The following is a 26,968-nucleotide window of genomic DNA, read 5'->3' as shown; positions in this document are numbered from 1 at the left end:
GTCAGATGTGATCGACGCCATTGCGTCAACGTCATTACTGGCTCAATTTAGCGTCATTGCCTCGGAAGGCCTTCGCACTTCATGCCATCAAGTTCATTTCGTCAGTCTCTGCGCCGCCTTTGGGCACTGGATAAATTCAGCTACAGCGTGCGGGTGTTCATTGCCCTGACCGGCAGCATGGCGCTGTGCTGGTATGAGGATGAAATGGGCCTGCTGATTCCACTGTTCCTGGGGATCATCGCCAGCGCCCTGGCCGAGACCGACGACAGTTGGCAAGGCCGCCTCAATGCCCTGGCGGTTACGCTGGTGTGCTTCAGTGTTGCCGCACTCTCGGTCGAGCTGCTGTTCCCCTATCCCATTGTCTTTGTCATCGCCCTGGCCCTCGCCAGCTTCGGCCTGACCATGCTCGGCGCCTTGGGCGAACGCTATGGGGCGATTGCCTCGGCGACCCTGATTCTGTCGGTCTACACCATGATCGGCGTGGACCAGCGCGGGGGCGCGGTCACCGATTTCTGGCATGAACCGCTGCTGCTGGTGGCCGGTGCGGCATGGTACGGCCTGCTCTCGGTGCTGTGGCAGGCGATGTTTTCCAATCAGCCAGTGCAACAGAGCCTGGCGCGACTGTTCCGTGAACTGGGTTTCTACCTGAAGCTGAAATCTTCGCTGTTCGAACCGATACGGCAAATGGACGTGGAAGCTCGTCGCCTGGAACTGGCACAGCAGAATGGTCGGGTGGTCGCCGCCCTCAACGCCGCCAAGGAAATCATCCTGCATCGGGTCGGCAATGGTCGCCCCGGCTCGAAAGTCAGCCGCTACCTGAAGCTGTACTTCCTCGCGCAGGACATCCACGAGCGCGCCAGTTCCTCGCATTATCCCTACAACGCCCTGGCGGACGCGTTCTTCCACAGCGACGTGCTGTTCCGTTGCCAGCGTCTGCTGCGCCAGCAAGGCAAAGCCTGCCGCGCCCTGGCCGAGTCGATCCAGATGCGCCAGCCGTTCGTCTACGACGCCAGTTTCGCCGAGGCCCTGAGCGACCTGCACGCTTCTCTCGAACACCTGCGAGTGCAGAGTAACCCGGCCTGGCGCGGCCTGCTGCGCTCGCTGCGGGCGTTGGCGGCCAATCTCGGCACCCTCGACCGCCTGCTCAGCGACGCCAGTAATCCCGACGCCCTGGCCGACGCAACCGACAGTAGCCTGCTCGACCGTTCGCCCCGCAGCCTCAAGGATGTCTGGATTCGCCTGCGCACGCAGCTGACACCCACCTCGTTGCTGTTCCGCCACGCCTTGCGATTGCCCCTGGCCTTGAGTATCGGCTACGGCATGGTGCATTTGATCCACCCGTCCCAGGGTTACTGGATCATCCTCACGACACTGTTTGTCTGTCAGCCCAACTATGGCGCCACCCGGCGCAAGCTCGGTCAGCGGATTATCGGCACTGCCATTGGCCTGACCGTGGCCTGGGCGCTGTTCGACCTGTTTCCCAACCCGCTGGTGCAGTCGTGCTTCGCGATCGCCGCAGGCGTGGTGTTCTTTATCAACCGCACCACCCGCTACACCCTGGCAACCGCCGCGATCACCCTGATGGTGTTGTTCTGCTTCAATCAGGTCGGCGACGGTTACGGTTTGTTCCTGCCCCGGCTGTTCGATACCTTGCTGGGCAGCCTGATCGCCGGCCTGGCGGTGTTCCTGTTCCTGCCGGACTGGCAGGGTCGACGCCTGAACCAAGTCCTGGCCAACACCCTCACCTGCAACAGCATCTATCTGCGTCAGATCATGCAGCAGTATGCCGCCGGCAAGAGCGATGACCTGGCCTATCGCCTGGCCCGACGCAATGCCCACAACGCCGATGCGGCCCTGTCCACGACATTGGCCAATATGCTGATGGAGCCTGGGCATTTCCGTAAGGAGGCCGATGTCGGCTTCCGCTTCCTGGTGCTCTCGCACACCTTGCTCAGTTATCTGTCCGGCCTCGGCGCCCACCGCGAGACGCTGTTGCCAGCGGAGATGCGCGAGTACTTGATCGAGGGCGCCGGCATCAAGCTGGCCGCCAGCATCGACGAAATCGCCCAGGGTCTGGCAAGCAAGACGCCCATCGCAATTCAGAGCGATGAAGAAGAAGCGCTGGCCAATGAGCTCGAACAGATGCCGGACGAGATCGATGAAGGGCAGCGCCTGGTGCAGACTCAATTGGCACTGATCTGCCGTCAGCTCGGGCCGTTACGGACCTTGGCGGCGCATTTGATCAAGGACGGCAGCGAAGTTTGAAGCCTGGAGCGGCCTCCGCCTTCACATGCCATGCTGCTTGAACAACCGCGCATAGCTTCCATCCGCCTTCATTGCCGCAATCTCCCGATCGAATCCCGCAACGATCTGCTCATGCTGGGGGTTCTTCAGGCTGACCAGGATATGCAGGCTGTTCTCGCTCAAAGGCTTGGGCAGGAACTCCACTGAGTTGCGTACCTTGGCGGATTCGCGCGACAGGTAGTAACGCGCCACGAACTCATCTTCCAGCGTGAGTTTTACCCGGTCGGCAGCGAGCATCCGCACCGCCATGGCAAAGCTGTGCACCGGGACTTTCTGCAGCGACACATCGTCGTCGAATGCCCTGGAATAGGCGTAACCCCGCACCACCGCGATCGGGTAGGTGTGCAGCTGCTGCAGGTTGTTGTATTCGATGGGGGCGTCTTTGCGCTTGATGAAGCGCACCCGGTTCAACAGATACTCACCGGAAAATTGCCCGATCCGGGTGCGTTCCTCGTTGTACCAGGCATTGACCAGCACGTCATAACGCCCCTCGCCAACCCCGAGCATGGCCCGCGCCCAAGGCACCTGCTCGAAGTCGCTGGCATAACCGGCGCGCGCCAGTGCAGTGCTGACAATGTCTGTGGCCAAGCCGCCATTGATCAGCGTGGCATCGGTAAACGGCGGCCAGGCATCCGCCACCAGCCGCAGCTTTTCCGCCTGAGCATTCTGAAACAACAACAGCAATCCGATCAGAGCAAAGGCATGAGGCACTCGCGGCATGCTGGAAAATCCTTGGCGGGCGGGCTGTCATCGAAGATTACACAAAGAAGAGTGAGCCGCACGAATTGAATGATGGCATTTTGGCCTTTGTCACAGAATTCTGCGTCATCAAGACATCTTCCCTCAGGGCGCTTAGTATCAGAGCAACGTTGAACAAGGAATTTGAAGATGACAGTTGAATGGGTCTGCAAACACCATAGCGATCTGGGTAAAGAGCAGCTGTACGCCATCTTGCAACTGCGGGCGGAAGTCTTCGTGGTCGAGCAGAAGTGTGTGTACCAGGACATCGATGGCCAGGACCTGGAAGGCGACACTCGCCATCTGATGGCCTGGAGCGACGACCGGCTGGTGGCCTATCTGCGCCTGCTCGACCCGGAGCTGCAGGGCGGCGATGTAGTGATCGGGCGGGTGATCATTGCACCTCAGGTGCGCGGCACCGGGCTGGGTCATGACCTGATGGCCCAGGCGCTGAAACAGGCAGAAAAGCATTGGCCGGATGTGCCGATCTATCTCTCGGCCCAGGCGCATTTGCAGGGGTATTATGGGCGGTACGGGTTTGTGGTGGCAGGTGAAGAATACCTGGAGGATGACATTCCACACATAGGCATGCGTCGTCCTTAGGATAGTCGCGAGCAAGCCCGCTCCCACAGTTTTTTGCCAGGGTTCGGGATCTGCGGCGTTGCGCACATCATTTTGGGAGCGGGCTTGCTCACGAAGAGGTCAGCACCAGCACCGCACAATCAGGGATACTCAAGCACCGCCTTGACCTGCTGCAAATTGCGCTCAATCCACCCCCGATCAATCGCCCCCCAATCGCGAATGCGATAGCGGCCGGCATGATTGCGCGCGCCCTCCTCCTGCTCGAACTCGCAGACGATATCCAGGTCGGCCAGCGCTGCGATGGTGTCCTGCGCCGTACGCCGGGGCATGCCTGTTGACTCGGTCAGCGCCGGAACGCTGCTGGCGAGTCCGCTGTCGATCAGGTAGGCCACATACAGGCGGCGGTAGAAACTGGTTTTGGTCTTGCTCACGTTCGGTCCTTGTTATTGGAAGATCAGAGAATCGCAGCCTTCGGCAGCTCCTACAGCATATCCCGCCAAGTCAGGTACACCCGCAGGTCAAACTCCACCTGGTGATACCCAGGCAACATGTGTTCACACAACTTGTAGAAAGCCTTGTTGTGATCCGATTCCTTGAAGTGCGCCAGTTCGTGCACCACGATCATCTTCAGGAACTCGGACGGAGCCTCCTTGAACAACGAAGCCACCCGGATCTCTTTCTTCGCCTTGAGCTTGCCGCCCTGCACTCGGGAAATGGTGGTGTGCAGGCCGAGGGCGCGATGGGTCAGGTCCAGACGGTTGTCGAACAGCACCTTGTCGATCGCAGGGGCGTTACGCAGGTATTCCTGCTTGAGGTCCAGCGCATAGGTGTACAGCGCCTTGTCGCTCTGCACACCATGTTTGTCCGGGTAGCGCCGGGTCAGGTACTCGCCCAGCCGCTTCTCGGCGATCAGCTGGCGAACCTGATCCTGCAGCGCGGCGGGATAGGCCTGGAGGTATTTCAACGCGGTCATGAAAAGGGCAACATCAATGACGAACAGGCCGCCAGTGTAGCGAATTCACGATGCCAGCGTGTTCCAGTCGAACGGCAGGACAAATTCGCCGACGTCCTCGGCCACCATCGGTCGCGCTACACATATTCGCAACCGTGCGCCTGCAGCCATTCATATTGCGCGACGGTTTCCACGCCTTCGGCAATGACCAGAATCCCGTACTGGCGGCACAAATCAATCACATTGCTCACCAATGCCGCATCCCGGGACGACTGCGGCAACCGGGCGATCAGATGCCTGTCAATTTTCAAGGTGTCCAGCTCCAGGTCGCGCAGATTCGACAACGAACATGCGCCAGAGCCGAAGTCATCCAAAGCGACCCGCACCCCCAGGTTGCGCAGCAAACGCAGTTGCTTGCGAGTTTCCTCGGGGTTTTGTGCCAACGCCGCCTCGGTGACTTCGACTTCCAGATGGCGAGGCTTGAGCCCATGACGCTCCAGCACCTGGCGCAACTCGGTGGCCAGGTTCGGCATGCCGAACTGGGTACTGCTCAAACTCACTCCCAGTACCAGGTCCTCGGCAAACAGGGTTTCCCACGCCTTGCGCTGTCCCGCACCGCGCTGGTAGATCCAGCTGCCCAGGCGACTGATCAGCCGCGCTTCTTCCAGCAACGGCAAAAACAGCCCGGGCGGCACGTCACCAACGCTGGGGTGCTGCCAGCGCAACAGGGCTTCGAACCCGCGAATCTGCCCACCGTTAATGGCCACCTGGGGCTGGTAGACCAGGTTGAAATCACGGTTCTCGATGGCGTCGCGCACGCTCTCCTCAAGCATCAATCGTGAGCGCGCGCGGCCGTTCATTTCATGGTCATAAAAGCGGTACTGCTGGCGACCGGCACGCTTGGCTTCGTACATGGCGATGTCCGCCGCACGCAACAAACCATCAAGGTTGGAACCGCAGTCCGGGAATGTGGCGATGCCGATACTGGCACCCAACGCGACGTCCAGGCCATCAATCTGCTGACAGACCGAGACCCGCTCGATCAGCTTTTCGGCGATCCGCGCTGCCTGCTCGGGAAACTCCAGGTCCAGCAGCGCCGTGAACTCGTCGCCGCCCATGCGGGCGAGAATATCCAAGGGTTGCAAACAGGCCTTCAATTGCTCGGAAACCCAGCGCAGCACCCTGTCCCCGGCATCATGACCGAGCGAATCGTTCACCCGTTTGAAGCCATCAAGGTCCAGGTACAACAACACCCAGGCGCTGTCGGAGCGCTCACCGCGCAGCAGCAGATTCTCAACCGTCTGATAGAAACCTCGACGATTAAGCAGCCCGGTAAGGGGGTCGGTAATGGCCTGGAACTCCAGTTGCTTATGCAGATGGCGCACCACTGACATGTCGAGCACCGTCACCACCATAGCGCGCTGTTCAGCAGGCAATGGTGCACACGACAGCGCAACCGGCACCTGCTGATTGGGGGCCGTTCGCAGCAGCGCATCGTGCAGGCGCAGGGTTTCACCGCGCCTGTAGCCGGCCAGCAGTTCGGAATCGGCCCACAGGGCAATATGCGGTTTTTGCAGGAAGTCCAGAAACTCCTTGCCCTCCAGTTCCTGCACAGTAGCACTGAGCATCCGCGACATCGCCGGATTCGCAAAGCGAATCAGACCGCCCTCATCGACCACCAGAATGCCTTCGGCGGCGTTATCCAGCACCGACGCATTAAACGCGCGAGCGAGCTCCAGATCATGGCTCAGGCGTTGCAGCGCCCGGCGATTGCGTTGATGCTCGAGCAGCGCCTGAATTTTTGGCTTGAGGATCTGCGGGTCGAAGGGCTTAAACAGGTAATCCACCGCGCCGCTGGCATAGCCCTTGAGCACGGCGTCCTGAGACTGTTCGTTGGCCGTGAGGAAGATGATCGGGGTAAGACGGGTTCGCTGACTGCCCCGCATCAACTGCGCGACCTCAAAACCGTCCATGCCTGGCATCTGCACATCCAGCAGCACCAGGTCGACATCATGCTCCAGCATCAACCCCAAGGCCTCGAAACCCGAGGTGGCGGTCATGACCTGCCAATCCTCACGTTCGAGCAAGGCCCGCATGCTAATCAGATTTTCGGGGTAATCATCGACGATTAACAGAATCGAATTGCCTTCACCTGGCGTAAGTGGCCCGCATTCCATGCTGCTTCTCTTCGTTCGGGGAGTCAGGCCGGTTTTTTTGAAAAACCGGACAAATACTAAGCCCTCACTCTAGACCTGGATCCAACAAAGCAGTAGCTGTCAGAGCGCCATCATCTAACTAAAGCGTTAATTCACCGACTAACGGTCACGGCTGTAGCCCCCTGAAACCGGGGAAGATGGCTTTTTGACAGGATTTTGACGTCACCCATCTGTCAGTTTTGCGTTAACAAGGCGGGCTTACGCGCCTATAAAGACCCACCTCCGAGCTGCGTGCCAGAGCGTCTGGTACGTGCGTGCAAGAAAACTGTGGAAGCTTTGTCTATGATCGATCTCGCAACCTGGAACCTGAGTGTTCCTGTCGGCAATCCGCCCTACACCGTTGAAACAGCCAAATTGGTGAAGGGGTTCAAGGATCAATACTTCCACTCCGACACCGGCACATTATTTTTCTGGTCCCCGGTGACCGGTTCACGCACTGAAAATGCCAAATACCCGCGCACTGAACTTCGTGAAACCTATAGCAATGGCACGCTTCGCAACTGGTACTACCCCGACGCCGACAACTCCCTGCGCGCAACCCTGGCGGTCAATCAGGTGCCCAGTTCAGGCAAGTTGGTCATCGGTCAGATCCATGCCTACGACAGCCAGAAACCCATGGTAAAACTCGAATACCAGTACAAGACCAAGACGCAAACCGGGAATATCGTTGCCAAAGTGCGCATGCACCCGGATGACGGCGAAGGTCGGGTCATTACACTGGCGACCGGCATCAAGCTCGACCGGCAGTTTTCCTACCTCATTCACCTCAGCCCCGGCGGCGCATTGGGTATCAGTGCTGCGGGATATCAATGGGACACCAACATCAGCGCCACCTGGCGCGACAAGCCGCTGTATTTCAAGGCGGGTGTTTATGTCCAGGACAATACGGGGTACACCAGCGAAGGTGCCAAGGTGACGTTCAGCAAACTGGATATTGATCACGACAAGTAGTGCGAACACATTCTGTGTTGTGTCGGGGGCCTTGCATGCGCTGGAGCGCAGGACATCCCGGAACCTCGGAACGACAGGCAAAAAAAACCCGCATCGCTGCGGGTTTTTCAGTGCTGACTGAAGCCTGACTCAGTTGACCTTGGCGTTCAACTCGCCCTTCAGGTAACGCTGGTACATACCTTCCAAGGAGATCGGCTTGATCTTCGAAGCGTTGCCGGCAGTGCCGAAGGCTTCGTAGCGCGCAATGCACACGTCGCGCATGGCGGTGACGGTGGCGCCGAAGAATTTACGCGGGTCGAACTCGCTTGGGTTGGTAGCCATCAGGCGACGCATCGCACCAGTGGAAGCCAGGCGCAGGTCAGTGTCGATGTTGACCTTGCGCACGCCATGCTTGATGCCTTCGACGATTTCTTCAACCGGTACGCCGTAGGTTTCTTTAATGTCGCCACCGTACTGGTTGATGATCGCCAGCCAGTCCTGAGGCACCGAAGACGAGCCGTGCATCACCAGGTGAGTGTTGGGGATGCGTTTGTGGATCTCTTTGATACGATCGATCGCCAGCACGTCGCCGGTAGGCGGCTTGGTGAACTTGTAGGCGCCGTGGCTGGTGCCGATGGCAATTGCCAAGGCGTCGACCTGAGTGCGCTTGACGAAGTCAGCAGCTTCTTCCGGGTCGGTCAGCATCTGGCTGTGATCCAGTACGCCTTCGGCGCCGATGCCGTCTTCTTCACCGGCCATGCCGGTTTCCAGGGAGCCCAGGCAACCCAACTCGCCCTCAACCGAAACACCGCAGGCGTGAGCCATGGCAACGGTTTGCTGGGTGACACGAATGTTGTAGTCGTAGTCAGTTGGGGTCTTGCCGTCTTCGCCGAGGGAGCCGTCCATCATCACCGAGCTGAAGCCCAGCTGGATCGAGCGCTGGCAGACGTCAGGGCTGGTGCCGTGGTCCTGGTGCATGCACACCGGGATGTGCGGGAATTCTTCGATAGCCGCCAGGATCAGGTGACGCAGGAACGGCGCGCCGGCGTATTTGCGAGCACCGGCCGAAGCCTGGACGATCACCGGGGAGTCAGTCTTGTCAGCGGCTTCCATGATGGCGCGCATCTGCTCAAGGTTGTTGACGTTGAAGGCTGGAACGCCGTAGCCGAACTCGGCTGCGTGGTCCAACATCTGGCGCATGCTGATAAGTGCCATTGTGTGTGTCTCTCCCGGTTTGGGTCGTTAATCGTGCCAGCCTGCCGTAGCGGCGGCGGCTATTCAAGTTATTGCAGATCGGGGGTTGGCCCTGCCTGCGAATTCGGTGTTGCATCGGCCCCCTGTAGGAGCGAGCTTGCTCGCGAAGATGGCCCAGACAGCGCGGGCACTCAGGCACCCAGCGTTATCGTTAACGACCATCGCGAGCAAGCTCGCTCCTACAGATGGCAACCGCGGCCAATCAAATCATTGGTGGCGACCCAGTACACCAGGCCTTCCTCACCTTTCATGTGAAACGCCAGCATGTCGTTGCTGTACAGCGCACCCGAGGCGCCCTGTTCCTGCTTCAGGCGATAGACCTGATCTGCCCCGCCGAGGCGCACATCCACCGCCTCACGGCTGGCATCGGTATAGCGCCACAGCACCTTGGCCTGGCTGTCACAGGTCCAGCTCGTCCAGCTGTCAGTCGGTTCGGCAGGCGTGAACAGGTTGAAATTCGAGCAACCTGCCAGCAGTGCCAATGCCGTAACGGCGATAAAACCTTTCATCCATGTTCCTCGACTGGCGGCACGCGCCGCCAGCGCTGGGTAAAGAGTCAGACCCGTCAAGGGCAACCATGTTCCTTGGCCGGCGTCCGGGTCTCATATTTCTCCAGGCCATCAGGCCCGGAACGCTTGTTGATCACCGGGTTGGTCTCGGCCTGCCAGTCAGCCTGGTAACAGCCTTTTTCCACCTCGGACGGTGCAGGCTCCGGCTTGGCCTTGGGATTACTCCCGCAGGCGGCCAGCGATGCCACGACGACCAACAGCGCCAGTGTCTTGACCATGTGAACACTCCCTTTCCTGGTCAACAGAGCAGACCTCAGGCCTTGGCCCGGCTTTCCAGGACTTCAACCGCCGGCAGCACTTTGCCTTCGACGAATTCGAGGAACGCACCGCCGCCGGTAGAAATGTAGGAGATCTGGTCGGCAACGCCATATTTATCGATAGCGGCCAGGGTATCTCCGCCACCGGCAATGGAGAAGGCCGAGCTTTCGGCGATGGCCTGGGCCAGGACCTTGGTGCCGTTGCCGAACTGGTCGAACTCGAACACGCCCACCGGGCCGTTCCACAGGATGGTTTTGGACGATTTCAGCAACTCGGCGAAATTCGCCGCGGTCTGCGGGCCGATATCCAGAATCATGTCATCGGCGGCCACGTCGGCGATCAGCTTGACGGTGGCGGTCGCACTTTCGGCGAACTCCTTGGCCACCACTACGTCTACCGGCAGCGGCACGCTGACCTTGGCGGCGATTGCGCGAGCGGTGTCCAGCAGGTCCGGCTCGTACAGGGATTTACCAACCGGATGGCCGGCTGCGGCCAGGAACGTGTTGGCAATGCCGCCGCCGACGATCAGCTGGTTGCAGATCTGGCTCAGGCTGTTGAGTACGTCGAGCTTGGTCGACACCTTCGAGCCGGCGACGATGGCGGCCATTGGCTGGGCTGGTGCACCCAGGGCTTTGCCCAGTGCGTCCAGTTCAGCAGCGAGCAGCGGACCTGCAGCGGCGACTTTGGCGAATTTGGCCACGCCATGGGTCGAACCTTCGGCTCTGTGAGCGGTGCCGAAGGCGTCCATCACGAACACGTCGCACAGTGCGGCGTATTGCTGGGCCAGTTCGTCAGCGTTCTTTTTCTCGCCCTTGTTGAAGCGCACGTTTTCGAACAACACGATGTCGCCGGCCTTGACGTCAACGCCGCCCAGGTAATCGGCAACCAGTGGCACTTCGCGGCCCAGGGCCTTGCTCAGGTAATCGGCGACTGGCTTGAGGCTGTTCTCGGCCGAGAACTCGCCTTCGGTCGGACGGCCAAGGTGCGAGCAGACCATCACGGCTGCACCTTTCTCCAGGGCCAGCTTGATGGTCGGCAGCGAAGCCAGGATTCGCGCATCGCTGGTGACAACACCGTCCTTGACTGGGACGTTGAGGTCTTCGCGAATCAGTACGCGCTTACCTTGCAGATCGAGGTCGGTCATCTTCAACACGGTCATGGGTCGCATTTCCTGAGTTACGGCTTTTGAGAAGCAGAGAGTGGAGAAGCTGCTTGCAGATAGTGCTCTGCAACGTCCAGCATTCGGTTGGCAAAACCCCATTCGTTGTCGAACCAGGCCAGGATGTTCACCAGCTTGGGGCCGGAGACCCGAGTCTGACTGGCATCGACGATGGCAGAATGTGGGTCGTGGTTGAAATCACAGCTTGCGTGAGGCAACTCGGTATAGGCGAGCAAGCCCTTGAGCGGACCGCTGGTGGCCGCCTCGCGCAGGATCCGGTTGATCTCGGTGGCATCAGTAGCGGTAGCGGTCTGCATCGTAATGTCGAGGCAGGAGACGTTTACCGTCGGCACCCGCACGGCTTTGGCCTGAATTCTGCCGGCAAGTTCCGGCAACAGGCGTTCGATGCCACGCGCCAGACCAGTGGACACCGGAATCACCGACTGAAACGCCGAACGGGTGCGGCGCAGGTCTTCGTGGTGATAGGCGTCGATCACTGGCTGATCGTTCATCGCCGAGTGAATGGTGGTGATCGACACGTAATCCAGGCCGATGGCCTTGTCCAGCAGGCGCAACAGCGGCACGCCGCAGTTGGTGGTGCAGGACGCGTTGGACACCAGCAGCTCGGCGCCGGTCAGGCAATCCTGGTTCACACCGTAGACGATAGTGGCGTCAACGTCGGCCTCGCTGGCCATCGGCTGGGAAAACAGCACCCGCGGCGCACCGGCATTGAGGAAACGCTGGCCATCCTCGCGGGTGTGGTAGGCACCGGAGCATTCAAGCACCAGATCGACGTCCAGTGCCGCCCAGTCGATGCCTTCGGGCGTAGCACTGCGCAGGACCTTCACGCAGTTGCCATTAATATGCAGACAATCGCCGTCGACTTTCACTTCGCCGGGAAAACGCCCGTGCGTGGAGTCGAAGCGTGTCAGGTATTCGATGCTGGCCATGTCGGCCAGATCGTTGATCGCGACAATCTCAAACCCGGCCTTGTCGCCTCGCTCGAACAACGCACGCAAGACGCAACGACCAATCCGGCCGTAGCCGTTGAGTGCAACTTTGTAAGGACGCGGTTGGGGCATGGGGTTCTCGATAATGTTCGCTAACAACACAACCCCTGTAGGAGCTGCCGAAGGCTGCGATCTTTTGATCTCGAGCTTAAAAACAAGATCAAAAGATCGCAGCCTCCGGCAGCTCCTACAGGGGACGCGGCAGCCTGGGCTACCGCGCACTGCTTTAGTCTTCCAGCAGCTCTTCAGCCTGACCCAGGATGTTTTCCAGGGTAAAACCGAACTCTTCGAACAAGGCAGGGGCAGGCGCCGACTCGCCGTAGGTGGTCATGCCGATGACGCGGCCTTCCAGGCCCACGTACTTGTACCAGTAGTCCGCATGCGCGGCTTCGATGGCGATACGGGCGCTGACCTGCAACGGCAATACCGATTGCTTGTAGTCGGCATCCTGGGCATCGAACACGCTGGTGCAAGGCATAGACACCACACGCACATTGCGACCTTGCGCAGTCAGCTTGTCGTACGCCTGAACAGCCAGGCCCACTTCCGAACCAGTGGAAATCAGGATCAGCTCAGGCTCGCCCACGCAGTCCTTCAACACGTAGCCGCCACGGGCGATGTCGGCGATCTGGCCGGCATCACGATCCTGATGCTGCAGGTTCTGACGCGAGAAGATCAGCGCCGAAGGCCCGTCCTTGCGCTCGATTGCCAGTTTCCAGCAAACCGCCGATTCAACGGCATCCGCTGGACGCCAGGTATCGAGGTTCGGGGTGCTGCGCAGGCTGGTCAGTTGCTCGATTGGCTGGTGAGTCGGGCCATCTTCGCCCAGGCCGATGGAGTCGTGGGTGTAGACGAACACCACGCGCTTTTTCATCAGCGAGGCCATGCGCACTGCGTTGCGTGCGTATTCCATGAACATCAGGAAGGTCGCGCCGTAAGGCACCAGACCGCCGTGCAGGGCGACGCCGTTCATGATCGCGCTCATGCCGAATTCGCGAACGCCGTAGTACATGTAGTTGCCGCTGGCGTCTTCGCCGGTGACACCTTTGCAACCTTTCCACAGGGTCAGGTTGGAACCGGCCAGGTCAGCGGAGCCGCCCAGCAGTTCAGGCAACAGCGGACCATAGGCATTCAGGGCGTTCTGGCTGGCCTTGCGGCTGGCGATGGTCTCGCCTTTGGCCGCGACTTCAGCAATGTAGGCCGAGGCTTTTTCGGCGAAGTCAGCTGGCAATTCACCGCTCAGGCGACGAACCAGTTCGTTGGCCAGGTCAGGGAAGGCAGCGGAATAGGCGGCAAAACGCTGATCCCACTCGGCTTCAGCGGCAAGACCGGCTTCTTTGGCATCCCACTCGGCGTAGATGTCAGCCGGGATTTCGAACGGACCGTGGTTCCAGTTCAGCGCGGTGCGGGTCAGAGCGATTTCCGCATCACCCAGCGGGGCACCGTGGCAGTCTTCTTTACCCTGCTTGTTCGGCGAACCGAAGCCGATCGTGGTCTTGCAGCAGATCAGCGTCGGCTGGTCGCTTTTGCGAGCGGTGTCGATGGCCGTCTTGATTTCTTCAGGGTCGTGACCATCGACGTTGCGGATCACCTGCCAGTTATAGGCTTCGAAACGCTTTGGCGTGTCGTCGGTGAACCAGCCTTCGACTTCGCCGTCGATGGAAATACCGTTGTCATCGTAGAAGGCGATCAGCTTGCCCAGGCCCAAAGTACCGGCCAGGGAGCCGACTTCGTGGGAAATGCCTTCCATCATGCAGCCATCACCCAGGAATACGTAGGTGTGGTGATCAACAACGTTGTGGCCCGGACGGTTGAATTGCGCGGCCAGAACTTTTTCTGCCAGGGCAAAACCAACGGCATTGGCCAGGCCTTGGCCCAGTGGACCGGTCGTGGTTTCAACGCCAGGGGTGTAGCCGAATTCCGGGTGGCCCGGGGTGCGGCTGTGCAGTTGGCGGAAGTTTTTCAGGTCATCGATCGACAGGTCGTAGCCGGTCAGGTGCAGCAGCGAGTAGATCAACATCGAGCCATGGCCGTTGGACAGCACGAAGCGGTCACGGTCAGCGAACGATGGATTGCTCGGGTTGTGCTTCAGGTAGTCACGCCAAAGTACTTCGGCGATATCCGCCATACCCATAGGGGCACCGGGATGGCCGCTGTTGGCTTTTTGCACGGCATCCATGCTGAGGGCACGAATGGCGTTGGCACGCTCACGACGGCTGGGCATCGCTGTTCTCCTGCGGATATTGAATCGAGAGTGAATAAAACGAATCGGAAAAAAGGCGAGCATTTTCCCTCACCGACCGGCCTCGGGGCAATGACAGATAGTCATATGAGGACGTTTTTCCCATGACAGGCGGCGGTTTCGCTTGGTGAAACCTTTCCGCTGTACGTTTGTAGAGTAAAGCAGGCGCCGGGAAGTGCCATCTATCGAGCAATATCAAAACTTTTTGATATTGCTCTTGCGGTGTTTTCGACCCGTGACTAGACTGCCGGCCTTATGAATTTACGCGTGCCATCCATTCAACATGACGATTGCGACGAGCTGGCGGCCCTTTGCAAGGCCGGCGGCGATCCTTTGCGTCTGAATGTGTTGCGCGTGCTGGCCAACGATTCGTTTGGCGTACTGGAACTGGCGCAGATTTTCGGCATGGGTCAGTCGGGCATGAGTCACCACCTCAAAGTACTGGCCCAGGCCGAACTGGTGGCGACTCGCCGTGAAGGCAATGCGATTTTCTATCGTCGCGCCCTGCCCCACACTGAACTGCTGGGCGGCAAGCTGCATGCCGCCCTGCTCGAAGAAGTGGATAACCTGACCCTGCCTGCCGATGTGCAGTCGCGGATCGGTCAGGTCCATGGGCAACGAGCAGCTGCCAGCCAGGACTTCTTCTCGCGGGTCGCGGAAAAATTTCGCGCCCAGCAGGACCTGATTGCCGGCTTGCCGCAGTACCGCGACAGCGTGGTAGCACTGCTCGACAAGCTGGGTTTCGGCGAGAGCGCCACGGCGATCGAAGTCGGCCCCGGTGACGGCGCCTTCCTGCCGGAACTGGCGCGGCGTTTCATGCACGTAACGGCACTGGATAACAGCCCGGCCATGCTTGAACTGGCACGCCAGGTCTGTGAACGCGAAGCCCTGGGCAACGTCAGCCTGCAGCTCGCCGATGCGTTGAACGGCGTCAGCCTCACGGCTGATTGCGTTGTATTGAACATGGTACTGCACCATTTTGCCGCGCCGGCTGATGCCCTAAGGCACATGGCCGTTTTGCTGAAACCAGGCGGTAGCCTGTTAGTGACAGAGTTATGTAGCCACAACCAGAGTTGGGCCAAGGAGGCCTGCGGTGATCTCTGGTTGGGGTTTGAACAGGACGATCTGGCCCGTTGGGCCACCGCTGCGGGACTCGTTCCCGGGGAAAGCCTCTATGTAGGCTTACGTAATGGTTTCCAGATTCAGGTCCGCCACTTTCAGCGGCCGGCTGGCGACACTCACCATCGGTAAATTCAGGAAAACATCGAGATGAGCGAATACTCCCTCTTCACCTCCGAGTCCGTGTCTGAAGGGCATCCGGACAAAATCGCCGACCAGATTTCTGATGCGGTGCTGGACGCAATCATTGCTGAAGACAAGTTCGCCCGCGTGGCGTGCGAGACGCTGGTGAAAACGGGCGTGGCGATCATCGCCGGCGAAGTCACCACCTCGGCCTGGGTTGACCTGGAGCAGATCGTTCGTGATGTGATCACCGACATCGGCTACACCAGCTCCGACGTTGGTTTCGACGGTGCGACCTGCGGCGTGATGAACATCATCGGCAAGCAGTCCCCTGACATCAACCAGGGTGTCGACCGTGCCAAGCCTGAAGATCAGGGCGCCGGCGACCAGGGCCTGATGTTCGGCTACGCCAGCAACGAGACCGACGTGCTGATGCCGGCACCAATCACCTTCTCTCACCAGCTGGTACAGCGTCAGGCTGAAGCGCGCAAATCCGGCCTGCTGCCGTGGCTGCGCCCGGACGCCAAGTCCCAGGTCACCTGCCGTTACGAAAATGGCAAAGTCGTGGGCATCGATGCCGTGGTCCTGTCGACCCAGCACAACCCTGAAGTGTCGTACAAAGACCTGCGCGAAGGCGTGATGGAGCTGATCGTCAAGCACGTACTGCCTGCCGAGCTGCTGCACAAGGACACCCAGTTCCACATCAACCCGACTGGCCAGTTCATCATTGGTGGCCCGGTTGGCGACTGCGGCCTGACCGGTCGCAAGATCATCGTCGACACCTACGGCGGCATGGCTCGTCACGGTGGCGGTGCGTTCTCCGGCAAGGATCCTTCCAAGGTTGACCGTTCGGCCGCCTACGCCGGTCGTTACGTGGCCAAGAACATTGTGGCTGCAGGCCTGGCCGAGCGTTGCGAGATTCAGGTTTCCTACGCAATCGGCGTGGCCCAGCCTACGTCGATCTCGCTGAACACCTTTGGCACCGGCAAGATCAGCGATGAGAAAATCATCAACCTGGTGCGTGAAGTGTTCGACCTGCGTCCTTACGCCATCACCACCATGCTAGACCTGCTGCACCCGATGTACCAGGAGACCGCCGCTTACGGCCACTTCGGCCGTACTCCGGAAACCAAGACCGTGGGCGAAGACACCTTCACCACGTTCACCTGGGAAAAAACCGACCGCGCCGACGCCCTGCGTTCCGCTGCTGGTTTGTAAGACTTCCCCGGCGGTACCCGAAGCCCCACACGGTTCGCCGTGCGGGGCTTTTTTGTGGCTGTGTCTCAAGCTCAGCACTGTGGGAGCGAGCCTGCTCGCGATGGGGCCGGCCCATTCACCGCGGGAAATACCAGGCAAAACACTCACCCTCCGGGCCTGGCAATACTGACTAATCTTCAACAACCCCCAATGAGCAAGGACGCTCACGATGCGCTTGTTGATCGCTATTCTCCTGACCTTCCTTTCGCTCTCCGTCCACGCAGCCCAATGCCCCGACTGGCCCCCCGGGCGAGCCCAGGAAGAGATCAGCGCCGTGCAAAAACAGATCGACCTGTGGGACGACAGCTACCATCGCCAAGGCCAGTCCATGGTCGCCGACGAACTTTACGATCAAGCCCGCGCTCAACTGACCGACTGGCAGCAATGCTTCAATCTGGACGCGCCGGCAGATCCACTGCGCACCGCAGGTGGCTCGATTCCACACCCCATCCCCCACACCGGCCTGAACAAACTCATTGATGGCGCAGCCATTGAAGACTGGCTGAAAAATCGCAACCAAGTCTGGGTTCAACCCAAGGTCGATGGCGTGGCAGTGAGCCTGGTGTATGAGAAAGGTGTACTGGTGCGCGCGATCAGTCGCGGCAACGGGGTGCAGGGCAAGGACTGGACCGCATCGGCGCGGCGGATTGGCGGCATCCCGCAACAGCTTTCGCAACCCCGGGACCTGGTGGTGCAAGGTGAACTGTATTGGCGCCTGGATGGCCACGTTCAAGCCAGTGCCGGCAGCCTCAATGCTCGGGGCAACGTCGCCGGACTGATGGCGCGCAAACAACTAAGCGCGCAGGACGCCGCAGGCATCGGCCTGTTCGTGTGGGAATGGCCAGAAGGCCCAGCCAGTCTTTCCGCGCGCATTGCCGCCCTGGACGCATTGGGATTCGATAGCACCGCGCCCTTGAGCCACCCGATCGCGGAACTGGCCGACGTCGTGCGCTGGCGTGAGCATTGGTACCGCTCACCCCTGCCTTTCGCCAGCGATGGCATTGTCCTGCGCCAGGACGAGCGCCCCTCTGCCGATCGCTGGCAAGCCAAGGCGCCCTACTGGATCGTGGCCTGGAAATACCCTTTCGCCCAGGCGCTGGCCGAAGTTCGCAAGGTCCATTTCAACATCGGACGCACTGGCCGGATCACTCCAGTGCTGGATGTAGCGCCGATATGGCTCGATGATCGCCAGATCAAGCGCGTCAGCGTCAGTTCCCTGCCACGCTGGCAAGCGCTGGATATCCGCCCTGGCGACCAGGTGTCCATCAGCCTGGCCGGCCTGACCATTCCAAGGCTGGACGGCGTCATACTGCGTAGCGTCGAGCGCGTTCACATGGAGGTTCCAGAAGCTGCGGATTTTCATCAGCTCAGTTGCTGGCAACCCACTCAGGGCTGTCAAAGCCAGTTTCTCGCGCGACTGACCTGGCTCAGCGGCAAGCAAGGGCTGGACATGCCAAACATCGGCCCGGGCACCTGGGAGAAACTTCTGGAAACAGGCCGACTGAAGGGACTGCTGGATTGGTTGACCCTCGATGCTCAAGAGCTTGCTAACATTAACGGTTTCGGCGAGCGCAGCACGGCTCAGCTTTTAAACAGCTTCAACAGCGCCCGACAACGTCCGTTCGCACGCTGGCTCAATGCGTTGGGCATGCCGCCAATCGGTCAGGCACAGCTTGCTGATTCGTGGCGGGAACTGGCGCAACGTGAAACCGAACAATGGCAGGCCCAGGCCGGTATAGGCCCGGGACGCGCGGCGCAATTAAGCGCGTTTTTCCGTGACCCGCAGGTCCTGGCCTTGAGCGAAACATTACGTATGGCGGGCGTTGACGGTTTTTAGCGGCCGGCAATACCGTGCATACGGGAACCCATAGGTGCCGATCCGGCTCAAACGGCCCGTCGTCACACCGACACGATTGCCTTTACACATGGAGCTTTTATGAAATTTCTTTCTCCACTCGCCCTGTTGACGCTTTGCAGCGTCATGGCCGCTCCACTGATGGCCGCTGAAGAGGCTCCCGGCCTGACCGGTTGCGCGGCCAAGAAACAGGGCATCATCAACCAGATCGAACTGGCCAAGTCCCACGGTAATGCTGATCAACAGGCCGGCCTGGAAAAAGCCCTGAGCGAAGTCACCACCCACTGCACCGACGCATCGCTGCAGAAAGAACGGGAAAACAAGGTGCTGGACGCCAAGCATGAAGTCAGCAAGCGCCAGGCAGACCTGGACAAGGCCATGAAGAAAGGCGACCCGGAGAAGATCAACAAACGCAAAGACAAGCTCGCCGAGTCCCGCAAGGAATTGCAGGAAGCGCTGGATGAGCTGGATAAATAAATATAAAGAATGACCGAAGCTTTCGGTTGCTCTGACTGGCCTCTTCGCGAGCAAGTCGAATCGTCAGCCAGAGCGCCGCAAATCAATGATCCCGAAATTCTTTATGGCACGCACTGCAGGCATCTTCGACCTTCTGCACCGCCGGCCCCAGATTGCTGGCCTTGTAGGGTTGAACCTTGCTGGCAACCACCAATTCACCGGTGGCGGCTTCAAGCGTGCGAGCCATTTCCTGGAAGCGTGCCTGTTTCTGCCAGACATCATCCTTGGCGCTGGTGTGATCTTCTTCGCGCACCTGCGGGAAATGTTTCCAGGGCTCATGGGACAAGGCATCGAGCTTCACGGCACCGTCAGCGAACTTCGCGCCATCGAATGGAATGCGACCCCGCAACATGCCACCCAGGTCTTCACCGGTCTTGAGCATCTGTTTGAAAATCGCCTTGCGCTGGCCCAGCGGCGAATTCGGGTCGACGCCGCCACAAGCAGTCAACGTCAGGCAGGCCAGCAATACAACGGAAAGTCTTTTAAGAGTCATGGTGGCTTCAGGTCACGGGAACGGCGGCCAGTATCCTCGCGTCATCCGTAAAGACCAATAGCCCTATTATCAATATGGGTTGTTCGAGCGCATGGAGCACTCAGGCAACCAGCAAAGGAATTACTCCATGATCAGCTGCATCAAGGCATGGCGCCCTCGCCTGTCCTGGACTCTCCCGATAGTCGCCGTGCTCGCCGGCTGCACCGGGGGCGAAAACGCCCCACCCAAAACCCACGCGCTGGCGACTTACTCCAGCGCCACCTGGGAAGCGTTGCCAACGGTGTCGGACAACGACCTGATCGCCGGCTTCGGTTCGTGGCGCAGCGCCTGTAACCGACTCAAGGCCGACGCGGTCTGGGGCGCCACTTGTGCGGCCTCCGCCAACGTCCCGGCAACCGCCAACGAAATCCGCGGATTCCTCAAGCAACACCTGGACGTCTACGGCTTGCGCGCTGCCAATGACAACCCCAACGGCCTGATCACCGGTTACTACGAACCGGTCTACCCTGGCAGCCTGACTCAGACCGCGGTGGCGAGTATTCCGGTGTACGGCGTGCCGGAGGACATGATCATTGTCTCGCTGGACAGCATCTATCCGGAACTCAAAGGCAAACGCCTGCGCGGAAGGCTCGAAGGTCGCGTACTCAAGCCCTACGACGATGCAGCCACCATCGAAACCAAAGGGGTGAAGGCACCCGTCGTGGCCTGGCTGACCGACCCGATGAATCTGCAATTCCTGCAGATCCAGGGTTCGGGTCGCATCCAGCTCGATGATGGCCGTCAGTTGCGCATTGCTTACGCCGATCAAAACGGCCACCCCTATCGACCGATCGGCCGCTGGCTGGTGGAACAGGGCGAGCTGAAAAAAGAAGATGTGACGATGGGCGCCATCAGTGATTGGGCCAAGGCCAATCCGGCTCGCATACCGGAACTGCTTGGCAGCAACCCGAGCTACGTGTTTTTCACCCGCAACCCGGACAGCAACGAAGGCCCTCGCGGGTCGCTCAACGTACCGCTCACAGCCGGCTACAGTGCGGCGGTTGATCGCAAGGTGATCCCGCTGGGCAGCCTGTTGTGGCTTTCCACCACCCGACCTGACGGAACGGCGCTGGTTCGACCGGTAGCGGCACAGGATACTGGCGGAGCGATTGCCGGCGAAGTACGCGCGGACCTGTTCTGGGGCACCGGTGAAGCTGCCGGGCAGTTGGCCGGGGATATGAAACAGCAGGGTCAGATCTGGATGTTATGGCCCAAGGGCGCGGCGTTGCCGCAGGTGCCTCAGGTGGCTGACAAACCCTGAGCGCGAACAAAGATAAAGATCGCAGCCTCGTTGCACTCGACAGCTCCTACACAGCTCCTTCAACACAGCTCCTGCAGGGATCTGCGTAGGAGCTGTCGAGGGCTCCGAGGCTGCGATCTCTTGATCTTACGCCGACACCACAAACAAACTGATAATCAGGCCCATCCCAACAAACCACACCAACGACCGCAAGATCGCCCAATCTGCCAGGTAGCAGATGATGTAGAGCAAGCGGCTGGTGATAAACAACACCGACAGCACATTGATCGTCACCAGCTCCGCGTTGCCGGCCAGGTGCGCCACGATCACCGCAGCTGCAAACGCTGGGGCCACTTCGAAGCTGTTCAGTTGCGCCGCGTGCGCGCGTCGACCAAACCCATTCAACGATTCAAGAAAGTCCCGAGGGTCGTGGTTGTCTTTCAACCTGTACCCACCACTGATCTTGGCCACGCCGACGCAGACGTAGGGCAGAAATATCGCGATCAAGATGCACCACAGAGCAACCGTCATAAAGCAGTCCCTTTTCAAGTTCCAGAATTGTTATCAGCGTTAAAACTTCATCACCAGCATGCCGATCAGTACCAGCCCACAGGCTAAGAGCCGCGGCCGGCCGAAAGGTTCTTTCAGGTAGCGCATGCCGAACAGCACCACCAGGATCACACTGATCTCGCGCAACGCCGCCGCTTCGGCAATCGAGCCCAGCTGCATGGCCCACAGCACCAGAGCGTAGCTGAACAACACGCAGAATCCGACTGCCAATCCCAGCCGCCATTGTTCGCGCCAGAACAGCATGAACGCCGGTCGCTTGCGCACCAGTGCCAGCAATGGAAAAGGCCAGGCGCTGATCAGCGTCACCCACACCAGGTAATCCAGTGGATGTGACCAGCGCCGCAAAGCCTGGCCGTCGATGAAGGTGTAGCAGCCAATACACAGGCCGATCAACGCCACCACCGGCAACATCGACCACGGCAGCCGCGCCCCGCCTCCGCCTTGCCACAGCAGGCACAGCATGCCGAGCGGGATCAGCAAGATGCCGAAGATCTGCTGATGGGTCAGTACCTCTGCGGCGAAAATCAGTGTCAGCGCCAGCACCACCAACGGCGACAATCCGCGCATCAGTGGATACACCAGCCCGAGGTCACCGACCCTGTAAGCCTGGATCAGCAGATAACGATAAAGCAACTCGAAGGCCGCCGACGCAAGAATCCATGGCCAGATCTCCTGCGGCGGCCACTCCACGAAAGGCAACATGACGGCCACGAACAACAGGGCCACGCTGTCCATGCAGGCAACTACCAGCAGCCGTTCGGCGCTGAATTTGATCAAGGTATTCCACGCCGCGTGCAACAGCGCCGCCACTAACACCAAAGCCGTTGCAAGCACGGCATGCTCCTTTTGTGACCCACTCCCCTGTAGGAGCTCGATCGCGATGGACGTCAACGATAACGCGCGCCTTCTGGATTAACGCATCGCCATCACGTTTTTTTGCGAGCAAGCTCGCTCCTAAGGGAAACGGGAGAATTGATTCGCCATATGTCAGCAGCTGTTTATACTGCAAGCGACCACGCCGCACTCAGTTGCGCACAGACCAATTCCAATAATTTTTGCCCGCGACCCGCTCTGTTCCAGAGCGGTCTCTGGCATGCGTATGCCTGATTACAGCGTCAAGACTACCGACAGAGAACTTGCGCATGCCACTCGCGTTATTCGCCCTCGCTGTTGCCGCATTCGGCATCGGCACCACTGAATTCGTCATCATGGGGCTGCTGCCCGACGTCGCCCGCGACCTTGCGGTAAGCATCCCCCACGCCGGCCTGCTGATCACCGGGTACGCCCTGGGTGTGGTGTTCGGCGCGCCGATCCTCGCGATCGGCACCGCCAACATGCCGCGCAAGGCGACGCTGCTGGGCATGACGCTGATGTTCATTCTCGGCAACATTCTGTGTGCCCTGGCGCCGAACTACGCGACGCTGATGGCCGCTCGCGTGGTCACCGCCCTGTGCCACGGGGCGTTTTTCGGCATTGGTTCGGTGGTGGCCGCCGGCCTGGTAGCACCGAACAAACGTGCCCAGGCGATTGCCATGATGTTTACCGGCCTGACACTGGCCAATGTGTTGGGCGTACCACTGGGCACCGCCCTCGGACAATACGCCGGCTGGCGCTCGACGTTCTGGGCCGTCTCGGTGATTGGCGTGATTGCGGCCATCGCCCAGTGGGCGTGGCTGCCTAAGGACATCGCCATGGACAAGGCCAACCTTGCCAGCGAGTTCAAGGTGCTGGGCAAGGCCAATGTGTTGATGGCGCTGGGCATGAGCGTGCTGGCGTCGACCAGCCTGTTCAGTGTGTTCACCTACATTGCGCCGATCCTGCAGGACATCACTGGCGTCAGCCCCCATGGCGTGACCATCATGCTGCTGTTGTTTGGCGTAGGCCTCACGGCAGGTAGCATGCTCGGCGGCCGGCTGGCGGACAGCCGCCTGCTGCCGTCATTGGTGGGCATGGCACTGGCGGTAGTGGTGGTGCTTGCAGCTTTCACGCAGACCAGCCACTCGGTCATCCCGGCAGCCATCACGCTGGTGCTGTGGGGAATTTTTGCTTTCGCGCTGTGCCCAATCCTGCAACTGCTGATCATCGACCAGGCCCATGAGGCACCGAACCTGGGCTCGACCCTGAACCAGAGCGCATTCAACCTGGGCAACGCCGCCGGCGCCTGGATCGGCGGGCTGGTAGTCGCCAGCGGCGCCGACCTCGCCGACCTGCCCTGGACCGGCGCGCTGGTCAGCGGCCTGACCGTGGTGACGGCGTTGTACTTCATCTACCGGCAACGACGTGAAGCACCGCTGGCCGGCATCACCGACTGACGTATGAAGTCTCCAGGCGAACGTAGAACCCAAGCCCGCCATCCAGGCGATAATCGATCACGCTTTGCTTTTAACAGTCTTTCCACCACCTGCCAAAGGACCCCGAATGCTTGAGCTTGTCGCTGCATTTATCTGCCTTACCTCGCTGCTCACCTACGTCAATTTCCGCTTTATCGGCCTGCCACCCACCATCGGCGTCATGGTCACTGCCCTGCTGTTTTCCCTGCTCCTGCAAGGACTGAGCTTCCTGGGTTATCCCGGTCTTGAAGATCGCATTCAACAACTGATCGGACAGATCGACTTCGGCGATCTGCTGATGAACTGGATGCTGTCATTCCTGCTGTTTGCCGGCGCCCTGCACGTCAATCTCAATGACCTGCGCAGCTATCGCTGGCCCATTGGCCTGCTCGCGACTTTCGGCGTCCTGATCGCCACCGCCGTGATCGGTAGCCTGGCCTATTACATCTTTGCCCTGTTCGGCTGGCACGTGAGCTTCCTGTACTGCCTGCTGTTCGGCGCGCTGATTTCGCCGACAGATCCAATCGCGGTGCTCGGCGTATTACGGACGGCCAACGCCTCCAAGCCGCTGAAAACCACAATCGTCGGCGAGTCGCTATTCAACGACGGCACGGCGGTGGTGGTGTTCACCGTACTGTTGGGTATCGCGCAACTGGGTGAGACGCCAACCGTCGGCGCAACCGCCATGCTGTTCGTGCATGAAGCTGTTGGCGGCGTGCTGTTTGGCGCGCTGATCGGTTATCTGGTGTACCTGATGATCAAGAGCATCGAGCAGCATCAGATCGAAGTGATGCTGACGTTGGCGCTGGTGATCGGTGGTTCGGCGATGGCCTCGGAGTTGCACGTGTCCGCGCCGATCGCGATGGTGGTTGCCGGCCTGATCATCGGCAACCTGGGCCGCAACCTGGCGATGAACGACATGACCCGCAAGTACCTGGACGGTTTTTGGGAGCTGCTCGACGACATGCTCAACGCCCTGCTGTTTGCCCTGATCGGCATGGAGCTATTGCTGCTGCCATTCAACTGGCTGCACGTGCTGGCAGCCAGTTTGCTGGCCGTGGCAATCTTGCTGTCACGCCTGCTGACCGTGGCGCCGGCCATCCTGCTGCTGCGTCGCTGGCGCACAGTCCCGCGCGGGACAATCAGGATTCTGACCTGGGGCGGGCTGCGTGGAGGTGTTTCGGTAGCCTTGGCGCTGGCGCTTCCGCTGGGGCCGGAGCGCGACCTGTTGCTGAGCATTACCTACATTGTGGTGCTGTCGTCGATCCTGCTGCAGGGCCTGAGCATCGGCAAACTGGTCAAGCACGTCACCCGTGATGAGCCTGCGCCAGCGGCACAGGCGGGTCATCACTGATTACTTCTTGAGCTTTTGCGGATCAGGCTGCTGATCCGCATCCTCCTTGGGCGGCCCGCTTTCGCTGCGAATCTGTGCATGGCTCAGCAGCGCAAAAATGAAGCTGCCTCCGATGATATTCCCCGCCAGCGTCGGCCCGGCAAACACCAGCCAGAAATCACTCCACGACAACTCGCCGGCAAACACCAGGTACGACACCTCGGCCGAGCCGACCACGATGTGGGTGAAATCCCCCAGCGCCATCAGGTAGGTGATCAGAATGATGATCCACATCTTCGCGCTTTCCATGGAAGGGATCATCCAGACCATAGTGGCGATCATCCAGCCCGAGACGATGCCCTTGGCGAACATCTTGCTCGCGTCGTTCTCCATCACCTTGCGCCCGATGTCGAGAAAGGCCATGTCGGTCTTGGTGTCGAAAATCGGCAGGTGGAGCATCACATAAGCCACCAGCAAGGTACCGCACAGGTTGCCCACCAGCACCACCGTCCACAGCCGCAGCAGCCGCCCGAAATTGTTAAGGGTCGGCTTGGTCATGACCGGCAGCACTGCCGTCAGGGTGTTTTCGGTAAACAATTGCTGACGGGCAAGGATCACCGCGAGGAAGCCGGCGCAGTAACCGAAGCTGGCGATTACCTTGAACCCTTCTGCGTCCGGCAGGCGAGAGTTGAGCAAGCCCATGGCCATGAGGGACAAGCCCATGGTCAGGCCGGCCGCGAGGGCGGACCACCAAAGGGCGGCGACGCTGCGTTCCAGCTCCTGATCACCCTGGGTGCGGATGATTTCATGCAGCACGGCAGCGCGCGGCGGCTGGCTTTTGTCGACGTCGTGTTTTTCCTGGGCCGAAAGGTTCGGGGTCTTGCCGTCTTTTTGCGTGTCCATAGTGCTCCGGAACCGGTGGCGTGAGATGTACGTACGACAGGCGCGGTTCGGAGCTGTTCACTGCTCACACTAACGAAACATCAGTCCTGTGGTAGTGCGGCCTGTGGGAGCCATGTGTGGAGCCTGTGGGAGCATCAATCTGTGGGAGCAAGGCTTGCCCGCGATGGGGTCATTAGCGACACCAGGAACCGAGATGAACTCGGATTTTTCCGGTGATGCTAGCGACGCCATCGCCGGCAAGCCGGCTCCCACGAACTCGTGTTACTCGTCCTGGAACTGATCTTTGACGTATTTGATTTCGGTCCGGCCGTGCGGCGCAGGCAAGCCGTCTTCGCCGAGGTTCACGAACACCATTTTCTCCACCGTCAGGATGCTCTTGCGCGTAATCTTGTTGCGCACTTCGCAGGTCAGGCTGATGGACGTGCGGCCAAACTCGGTGGCGGTAATGCCCAATTCAATGATGTCACCCTGGCGCGAGGCACTGACGAAGTTGATTTCCGAAATGTACTTGGTGACCACGCGCTGGTTGCCCAGCTGGACAATGGCGTAAATGGCCGCCTCTTCGTCGATCCAGCGCAACAGGCTGCCGCCGAACAGCGTGCCGTTGGGGTTGAGGTCTTCGGGTTTTACCCATTTGCGGGTGTGGAAATTCATATTCACTCCTGAGCGTCTTGCCGAATGATGGTTACCATCATGGCAGAGCCCGGGCTAGAGCTCTATTCGCCATCGACTATGGCATCGATTACCGTTCAGACATTGACCTGCAGAAAGGCTTTGGAAGATCAGCATAGCCCGCTATAATCGCCACCGTTTCAAAACGGTAAAGATCGTTTGCTACCGTTTTCCCGCCACCTGTCCGAGGGGCGCTGCAGCAGGTTCAACCTGTCAGGCTCGGATGGGGCGTTGCCTGGTCCCAGCGACCGGACACTAAACGCACAACGGCGCCCATTCGCATACATTACGAATGGAGGCTCTT

The 26,968-nt window shown here is 59.8% G+C and carries 24 protein-coding genes, 1 pseudogene and 1 riboswitch; of the genes and pseudogenes, 10 read left to right on the top strand and 15 right to left on the bottom strand.

From position 1 onward, the window contains the following. Positions 1 to 81: 81 nt before the first annotated feature. Complete coding sequence (yccS, locus tag IMW75_RS05625) at positions 82 to 2,265, top strand: YccS family putative transporter (RefSeq protein WP_205892067.1); 2,184 nt, start codon at positions 82 to 84, stop codon at positions 2,263 to 2,265. Between the two features lie 21 nt (positions 2,266 to 2,286). Here yccS and IMW75_RS05620 read toward each other — a convergent pair whose 3' ends face one another. Next, entirely contained in the window at positions 2,287 to 3,024 is a 738-nt protein-coding gene (locus IMW75_RS05620; RefSeq protein WP_205892066.1) for a substrate-binding periplasmic protein, read from the bottom strand. Positions 3,025 to 3,192: 168 nt separating this feature from the next. Here IMW75_RS05620 and IMW75_RS05615 point away from each other — a divergent pair, with 168 nt between their 5' ends. After that, positions 3,193 to 3,645: a GNAT family N-acetyltransferase gene (locus IMW75_RS05615; RefSeq protein WP_205892065.1), complete on the top strand. Its 453-nt coding sequence runs from the start codon at positions 3,193 to 3,195 to the stop codon at positions 3,643 to 3,645. A 119-nt stretch (positions 3,646 to 3,764) separates the two neighbouring features. Here IMW75_RS05615 and IMW75_RS05610 read toward each other — a convergent pair whose 3' ends face one another. The 3 genes and pseudogenes from IMW75_RS05610 to IMW75_RS05600 all read right to left on the bottom strand — a co-directional run bounded on the left by IMW75_RS05610 (position 3,765) and on the right by IMW75_RS05600 (position 6,753). Then, positions 3,765 to 4,055 (bottom strand): winged helix-turn-helix domain-containing protein, encoded by a 291-nt coding sequence (locus IMW75_RS05610; RefSeq protein WP_045059871.1) that lies wholly within the window; start codon positions 4,053 to 4,055, stop codon positions 3,765 to 3,767. 50 nt (positions 4,056 to 4,105) lie between these two features. Continuing rightward, entirely contained in the window at positions 4,106 to 4,597 is a 492-nt protein-coding gene (locus IMW75_RS05605; RefSeq protein ID WP_045059870.1) for a M48 metallopeptidase family protein, read from the bottom strand. Between the two features lie 45 nt (positions 4,598 to 4,642). Next, positions 4,643 to 6,753, bottom strand: a pseudogene (locus IMW75_RS05600) (putative bifunctional diguanylate cyclase/phosphodiesterase). 321 nt (positions 6,754 to 7,074) lie between these two features. Between IMW75_RS05600 and IMW75_RS05595 the strand changes: the two are divergent. Next, positions 7,075 to 7,743, top strand: coding sequence for a polysaccharide lyase family 7 protein (locus IMW75_RS05595; protein WP_205892064.1), 669 nt, complete (start codon positions 7,075 to 7,077; stop codon positions 7,741 to 7,743). Positions 7,744 to 7,872: 129 nt separating this feature from the next. On the opposite strand, the gene fba is transcribed toward IMW75_RS05595, so the two are convergent. The 6 genes from fba to tkt all read right to left on the bottom strand — a co-directional run bounded on the left by fba (position 7,873) and on the right by tkt (position 14,196). After that, positions 7,873 to 8,937 (bottom strand): class II fructose-bisphosphate aldolase, encoded by a 1,065-nt coding sequence (fba, locus tag IMW75_RS05590; protein ID WP_008151974.1) that lies wholly within the window; start codon positions 8,935 to 8,937, stop codon positions 7,873 to 7,875. Positions 8,938 to 9,155: 218 nt separating this feature from the next. Further along, positions 9,156 to 9,485 (bottom strand): MliC family protein, encoded by a 330-nt coding sequence (locus tag IMW75_RS05585; protein WP_122841176.1) that lies wholly within the window; start codon positions 9,483 to 9,485, stop codon positions 9,156 to 9,158. A gap of 56 nt (positions 9,486 to 9,541) precedes the next feature. Continuing rightward, positions 9,542 to 9,763, bottom strand: coding sequence for a lipoprotein (locus tag IMW75_RS05580; RefSeq protein ID WP_045059866.1), 222 nt, complete (start codon positions 9,761 to 9,763; stop codon positions 9,542 to 9,544). Positions 9,764 to 9,798: 35 nt separating this feature from the next. Then, complete coding sequence (locus IMW75_RS05575; RefSeq protein ID WP_033060390.1) at positions 9,799 to 10,962, bottom strand: phosphoglycerate kinase; 1,164 nt, start codon at positions 10,960 to 10,962, stop codon at positions 9,799 to 9,801. 17 nt (positions 10,963 to 10,979) lie between these two features. Further along, the gene (epd, locus tag IMW75_RS05570; protein ID WP_122841285.1) at positions 10,980 to 12,044 is read right to left on the bottom strand and encodes an erythrose-4-phosphate dehydrogenase; all 1,065 of its coding nucleotides are present in this window, start codon (positions 12,042 to 12,044) and stop codon (positions 10,980 to 10,982) included. A gap of 154 nt (positions 12,045 to 12,198) precedes the next feature. Further along, complete coding sequence (tkt, locus tag IMW75_RS05565; RefSeq protein ID WP_045059863.1) at positions 12,199 to 14,196, bottom strand: transketolase; 1,998 nt, start codon at positions 14,194 to 14,196, stop codon at positions 12,199 to 12,201. 273 nt (positions 14,197 to 14,469) lie between these two features. Here tkt and IMW75_RS05560 point away from each other — a divergent pair, with 273 nt between their 5' ends. The 4 genes from IMW75_RS05560 (at position 14,470) to IMW75_RS05545 (ending at position 19,045) form a co-directional block, all read left to right on the top strand. Continuing rightward, complete coding sequence (locus tag IMW75_RS05560) at positions 14,470 to 15,465, top strand: ArsR/SmtB family transcription factor (RefSeq protein WP_045059862.1); 996 nt, start codon at positions 14,470 to 14,472, stop codon at positions 15,463 to 15,465. An 18-nt stretch (positions 15,466 to 15,483) separates the two neighbouring features. Continuing rightward, the gene (gene metK / locus IMW75_RS05555) at positions 15,484 to 16,674 is read left to right on the top strand and encodes a methionine adenosyltransferase (protein ID WP_045059861.1); all 1,191 of its coding nucleotides are present in this window, start codon (positions 15,484 to 15,486) and stop codon (positions 16,672 to 16,674) included. Between the two features lie 208 nt (positions 16,675 to 16,882). Further along, entirely contained in the window at positions 16,883 to 18,550 is a 1,668-nt protein-coding gene (ligB, locus tag IMW75_RS05550; protein WP_045059860.1) for an NAD-dependent DNA ligase LigB, read from the top strand. A gap of 99 nt (positions 18,551 to 18,649) precedes the next feature. Beyond that, a complete protein-coding gene (locus IMW75_RS05545; protein ID WP_045059859.1) occupies positions 18,650 to 19,045 on the top strand; it encodes a DUF1090 domain-containing protein in 396 nt (131 codons plus the stop codon). 82 nt (positions 19,046 to 19,127) lie between these two features. Here the strand turns inward: IMW75_RS05545 and IMW75_RS05540 are convergent, their stop codons facing one another. Further along, the gene (locus IMW75_RS05540) at positions 19,128 to 19,577 is read right to left on the bottom strand and encodes a c-type cytochrome (protein ID WP_205892063.1); all 450 of its coding nucleotides are present in this window, start codon (positions 19,575 to 19,577) and stop codon (positions 19,128 to 19,130) included. A 127-nt stretch (positions 19,578 to 19,704) separates the two neighbouring features. Between IMW75_RS05540 and mltA the strand changes: the two genes are divergently transcribed. Continuing rightward, positions 19,705 to 20,877 (top strand): murein transglycosylase A, encoded by a 1,173-nt coding sequence (gene mltA, locus IMW75_RS05535; protein WP_205892062.1) that lies wholly within the window; start codon positions 19,705 to 19,707, stop codon positions 20,875 to 20,877. Positions 20,878 to 21,003: 126 nt separating this feature from the next. On the opposite strand, the gene IMW75_RS05530 is transcribed toward mltA, so the two are convergent. Together IMW75_RS05530 and IMW75_RS05525 are read right to left on the bottom strand one after the other, a co-directional pair. Continuing rightward, the gene (locus tag IMW75_RS05530; RefSeq protein WP_045059856.1) at positions 21,004 to 21,387 is read right to left on the bottom strand and encodes an MAPEG family protein; all 384 of its coding nucleotides are present in this window, start codon (positions 21,385 to 21,387) and stop codon (positions 21,004 to 21,006) included. A gap of 39 nt (positions 21,388 to 21,426) precedes the next feature. Beyond that, a complete protein-coding gene (locus IMW75_RS05525; protein ID WP_205892061.1) occupies positions 21,427 to 22,260 on the bottom strand; it encodes an EamA family transporter in 834 nt (277 codons plus the stop codon). Positions 22,261 to 22,568: 308 nt separating this feature from the next. Between IMW75_RS05525 and IMW75_RS05520 the strand changes: the two genes are divergently transcribed. Continuing rightward, complete coding sequence (locus tag IMW75_RS05520) at positions 22,569 to 23,738, top strand: MFS transporter (protein WP_045059854.1); 1,170 nt, start codon at positions 22,569 to 22,571, stop codon at positions 23,736 to 23,738. A gap of 106 nt (positions 23,739 to 23,844) precedes the next feature. After that, positions 23,845 to 25,110: a cation:proton antiporter gene (locus tag IMW75_RS05515; RefSeq protein ID WP_045059853.1), complete on the top strand. Its 1,266-nt coding sequence runs from the start codon at positions 23,845 to 23,847 to the stop codon at positions 25,108 to 25,110. Here the strand turns inward: IMW75_RS05515 and IMW75_RS05510 are convergent, their stop codons facing one another. Both IMW75_RS05510 and IMW75_RS05505 read right to left on the bottom strand, forming a co-directional pair. After that, positions 25,111 to 25,992, bottom strand: a complete 882-nt coding sequence (locus tag IMW75_RS05510; protein WP_045059852.1) for a formate/nitrite transporter family protein — start codon at positions 25,990 to 25,992, stop codon at positions 25,111 to 25,113. Between the two features lie 261 nt (positions 25,993 to 26,253). After that, complete coding sequence (locus tag IMW75_RS05505) at positions 26,254 to 26,646, bottom strand: acyl-CoA thioesterase (RefSeq protein WP_045059851.1); 393 nt, start codon at positions 26,644 to 26,646, stop codon at positions 26,254 to 26,256. 198 nt (positions 26,647 to 26,844) lie between these two features. Continuing rightward, positions 26,845 to 26,946, top strand: a riboswitch (S-adenosyl-L-homocysteine riboswitch). The last annotated feature ends 22 nt before the right edge of the window (positions 26,947 to 26,968 follow it).

Source organism: Pseudomonas gregormendelii, from assembly GCF_017114825.1.
Lineage (GTDB): Bacteria > Pseudomonadota > Gammaproteobacteria > Pseudomonadales > Pseudomonadaceae > Aquipseudomonas > Aquipseudomonas gregormendelii.
This window is presented reverse-complemented; position numbering and strand designations above follow the sequence as displayed.

Bases quoted from the DNA above. Each gene is read 5' to 3' on its own strand.
- IMW75_RS05520 (WP_045059854.1), top strand. From the start codon at position 22,569: ATGCCACTCGCGTTATTCGCCCTCGCTGTTGCCGCATTCGGCATCGGC.
- IMW75_RS05615 (WP_205892065.1), top strand. From the start codon at position 3,193: ATGACAGTTGAATGGGTCTGCAAACACCATAGCGATCTGGGTAAAGAG.
- IMW75_RS05515 (WP_045059853.1), top strand. From the start codon at position 23,845: ATGCTTGAGCTTGTCGCTGCATTTATCTGCCTTACCTCGCTGCTCACC.
- IMW75_RS05620 (WP_205892066.1), bottom strand. From the start codon at position 3,024: ATGCCGCGAGTGCCTCATGCCTTTGCTCTGATCGGATTGCTGTTGTTG.
- tkt (WP_045059863.1), bottom strand. From the start codon at position 14,196: ATGCCCAGCCGTCGTGAGCGTGCCAACGCCATTCGTGCCCTCAGCATG.
- mltA (WP_205892062.1), top strand. From the start codon at position 19,705: ATGATCAGCTGCATCAAGGCATGGCGCCCTCGCCTGTCCTGGACTCTC.
- IMW75_RS05585 (WP_122841176.1), bottom strand. From the start codon at position 9,485: ATGAAAGGTTTTATCGCCGTTACGGCATTGGCACTGCTGGCAGGTTGC.
- IMW75_RS05580 (WP_045059866.1), bottom strand. From the start codon at position 9,763: ATGGTCAAGACACTGGCGCTGTTGGTCGTCGTGGCATCGCTGGCCGCC.
- epd (WP_122841285.1), bottom strand. From the start codon at position 12,044: ATGCCCCAACCGCGTCCTTACAAAGTTGCACTCAACGGCTACGGCCGG.
- IMW75_RS05510 (WP_045059852.1), bottom strand. From the start codon at position 25,992: ATGGACACGCAAAAAGACGGCAAGACCCCGAACCTTTCGGCCCAGGAA.
- ligB (WP_045059860.1), top strand. From the start codon at position 16,883: ATGCGCTTGTTGATCGCTATTCTCCTGACCTTCCTTTCGCTCTCCGTC.
- IMW75_RS05595 (WP_205892064.1), top strand. From the start codon at position 7,075: ATGATCGATCTCGCAACCTGGAACCTGAGTGTTCCTGTCGGCAATCCG.
- IMW75_RS05530 (WP_045059856.1), bottom strand. From the start codon at position 21,387: ATGACGGTTGCTCTGTGGTGCATCTTGATCGCGATATTTCTGCCCTAC.
- IMW75_RS05560 (WP_045059862.1), top strand. From the start codon at position 14,470: ATGAATTTACGCGTGCCATCCATTCAACATGACGATTGCGACGAGCTG.
- IMW75_RS05505 (WP_045059851.1), bottom strand. From the start codon at position 26,646: ATGAATTTCCACACCCGCAAATGGGTAAAACCCGAAGACCTCAACCCC.
- IMW75_RS05540 (WP_205892063.1), bottom strand. From the start codon at position 19,577: ATGACTCTTAAAAGACTTTCCGTTGTATTGCTGGCCTGCCTGACGTTG.
- fba (WP_008151974.1), bottom strand. From the start codon at position 8,937: ATGGCACTTATCAGCATGCGCCAGATGTTGGACCACGCAGCCGAGTTC.
- IMW75_RS05575 (WP_033060390.1), bottom strand. From the start codon at position 10,962: ATGACCGTGTTGAAGATGACCGACCTCGATCTGCAAGGTAAGCGCGTA.
- yccS (WP_205892067.1), top strand. From the start codon at position 82: ATGCCATCAAGTTCATTTCGTCAGTCTCTGCGCCGCCTTTGGGCACTG.
- metK (WP_045059861.1), top strand. From the start codon at position 15,484: ATGAGCGAATACTCCCTCTTCACCTCCGAGTCCGTGTCTGAAGGGCAT.
- IMW75_RS05545 (WP_045059859.1), top strand. From the start codon at position 18,650: ATGAAATTTCTTTCTCCACTCGCCCTGTTGACGCTTTGCAGCGTCATG.
- IMW75_RS05605 (WP_045059870.1), bottom strand. From the start codon at position 4,597: ATGACCGCGTTGAAATACCTCCAGGCCTATCCCGCCGCGCTGCAGGAT.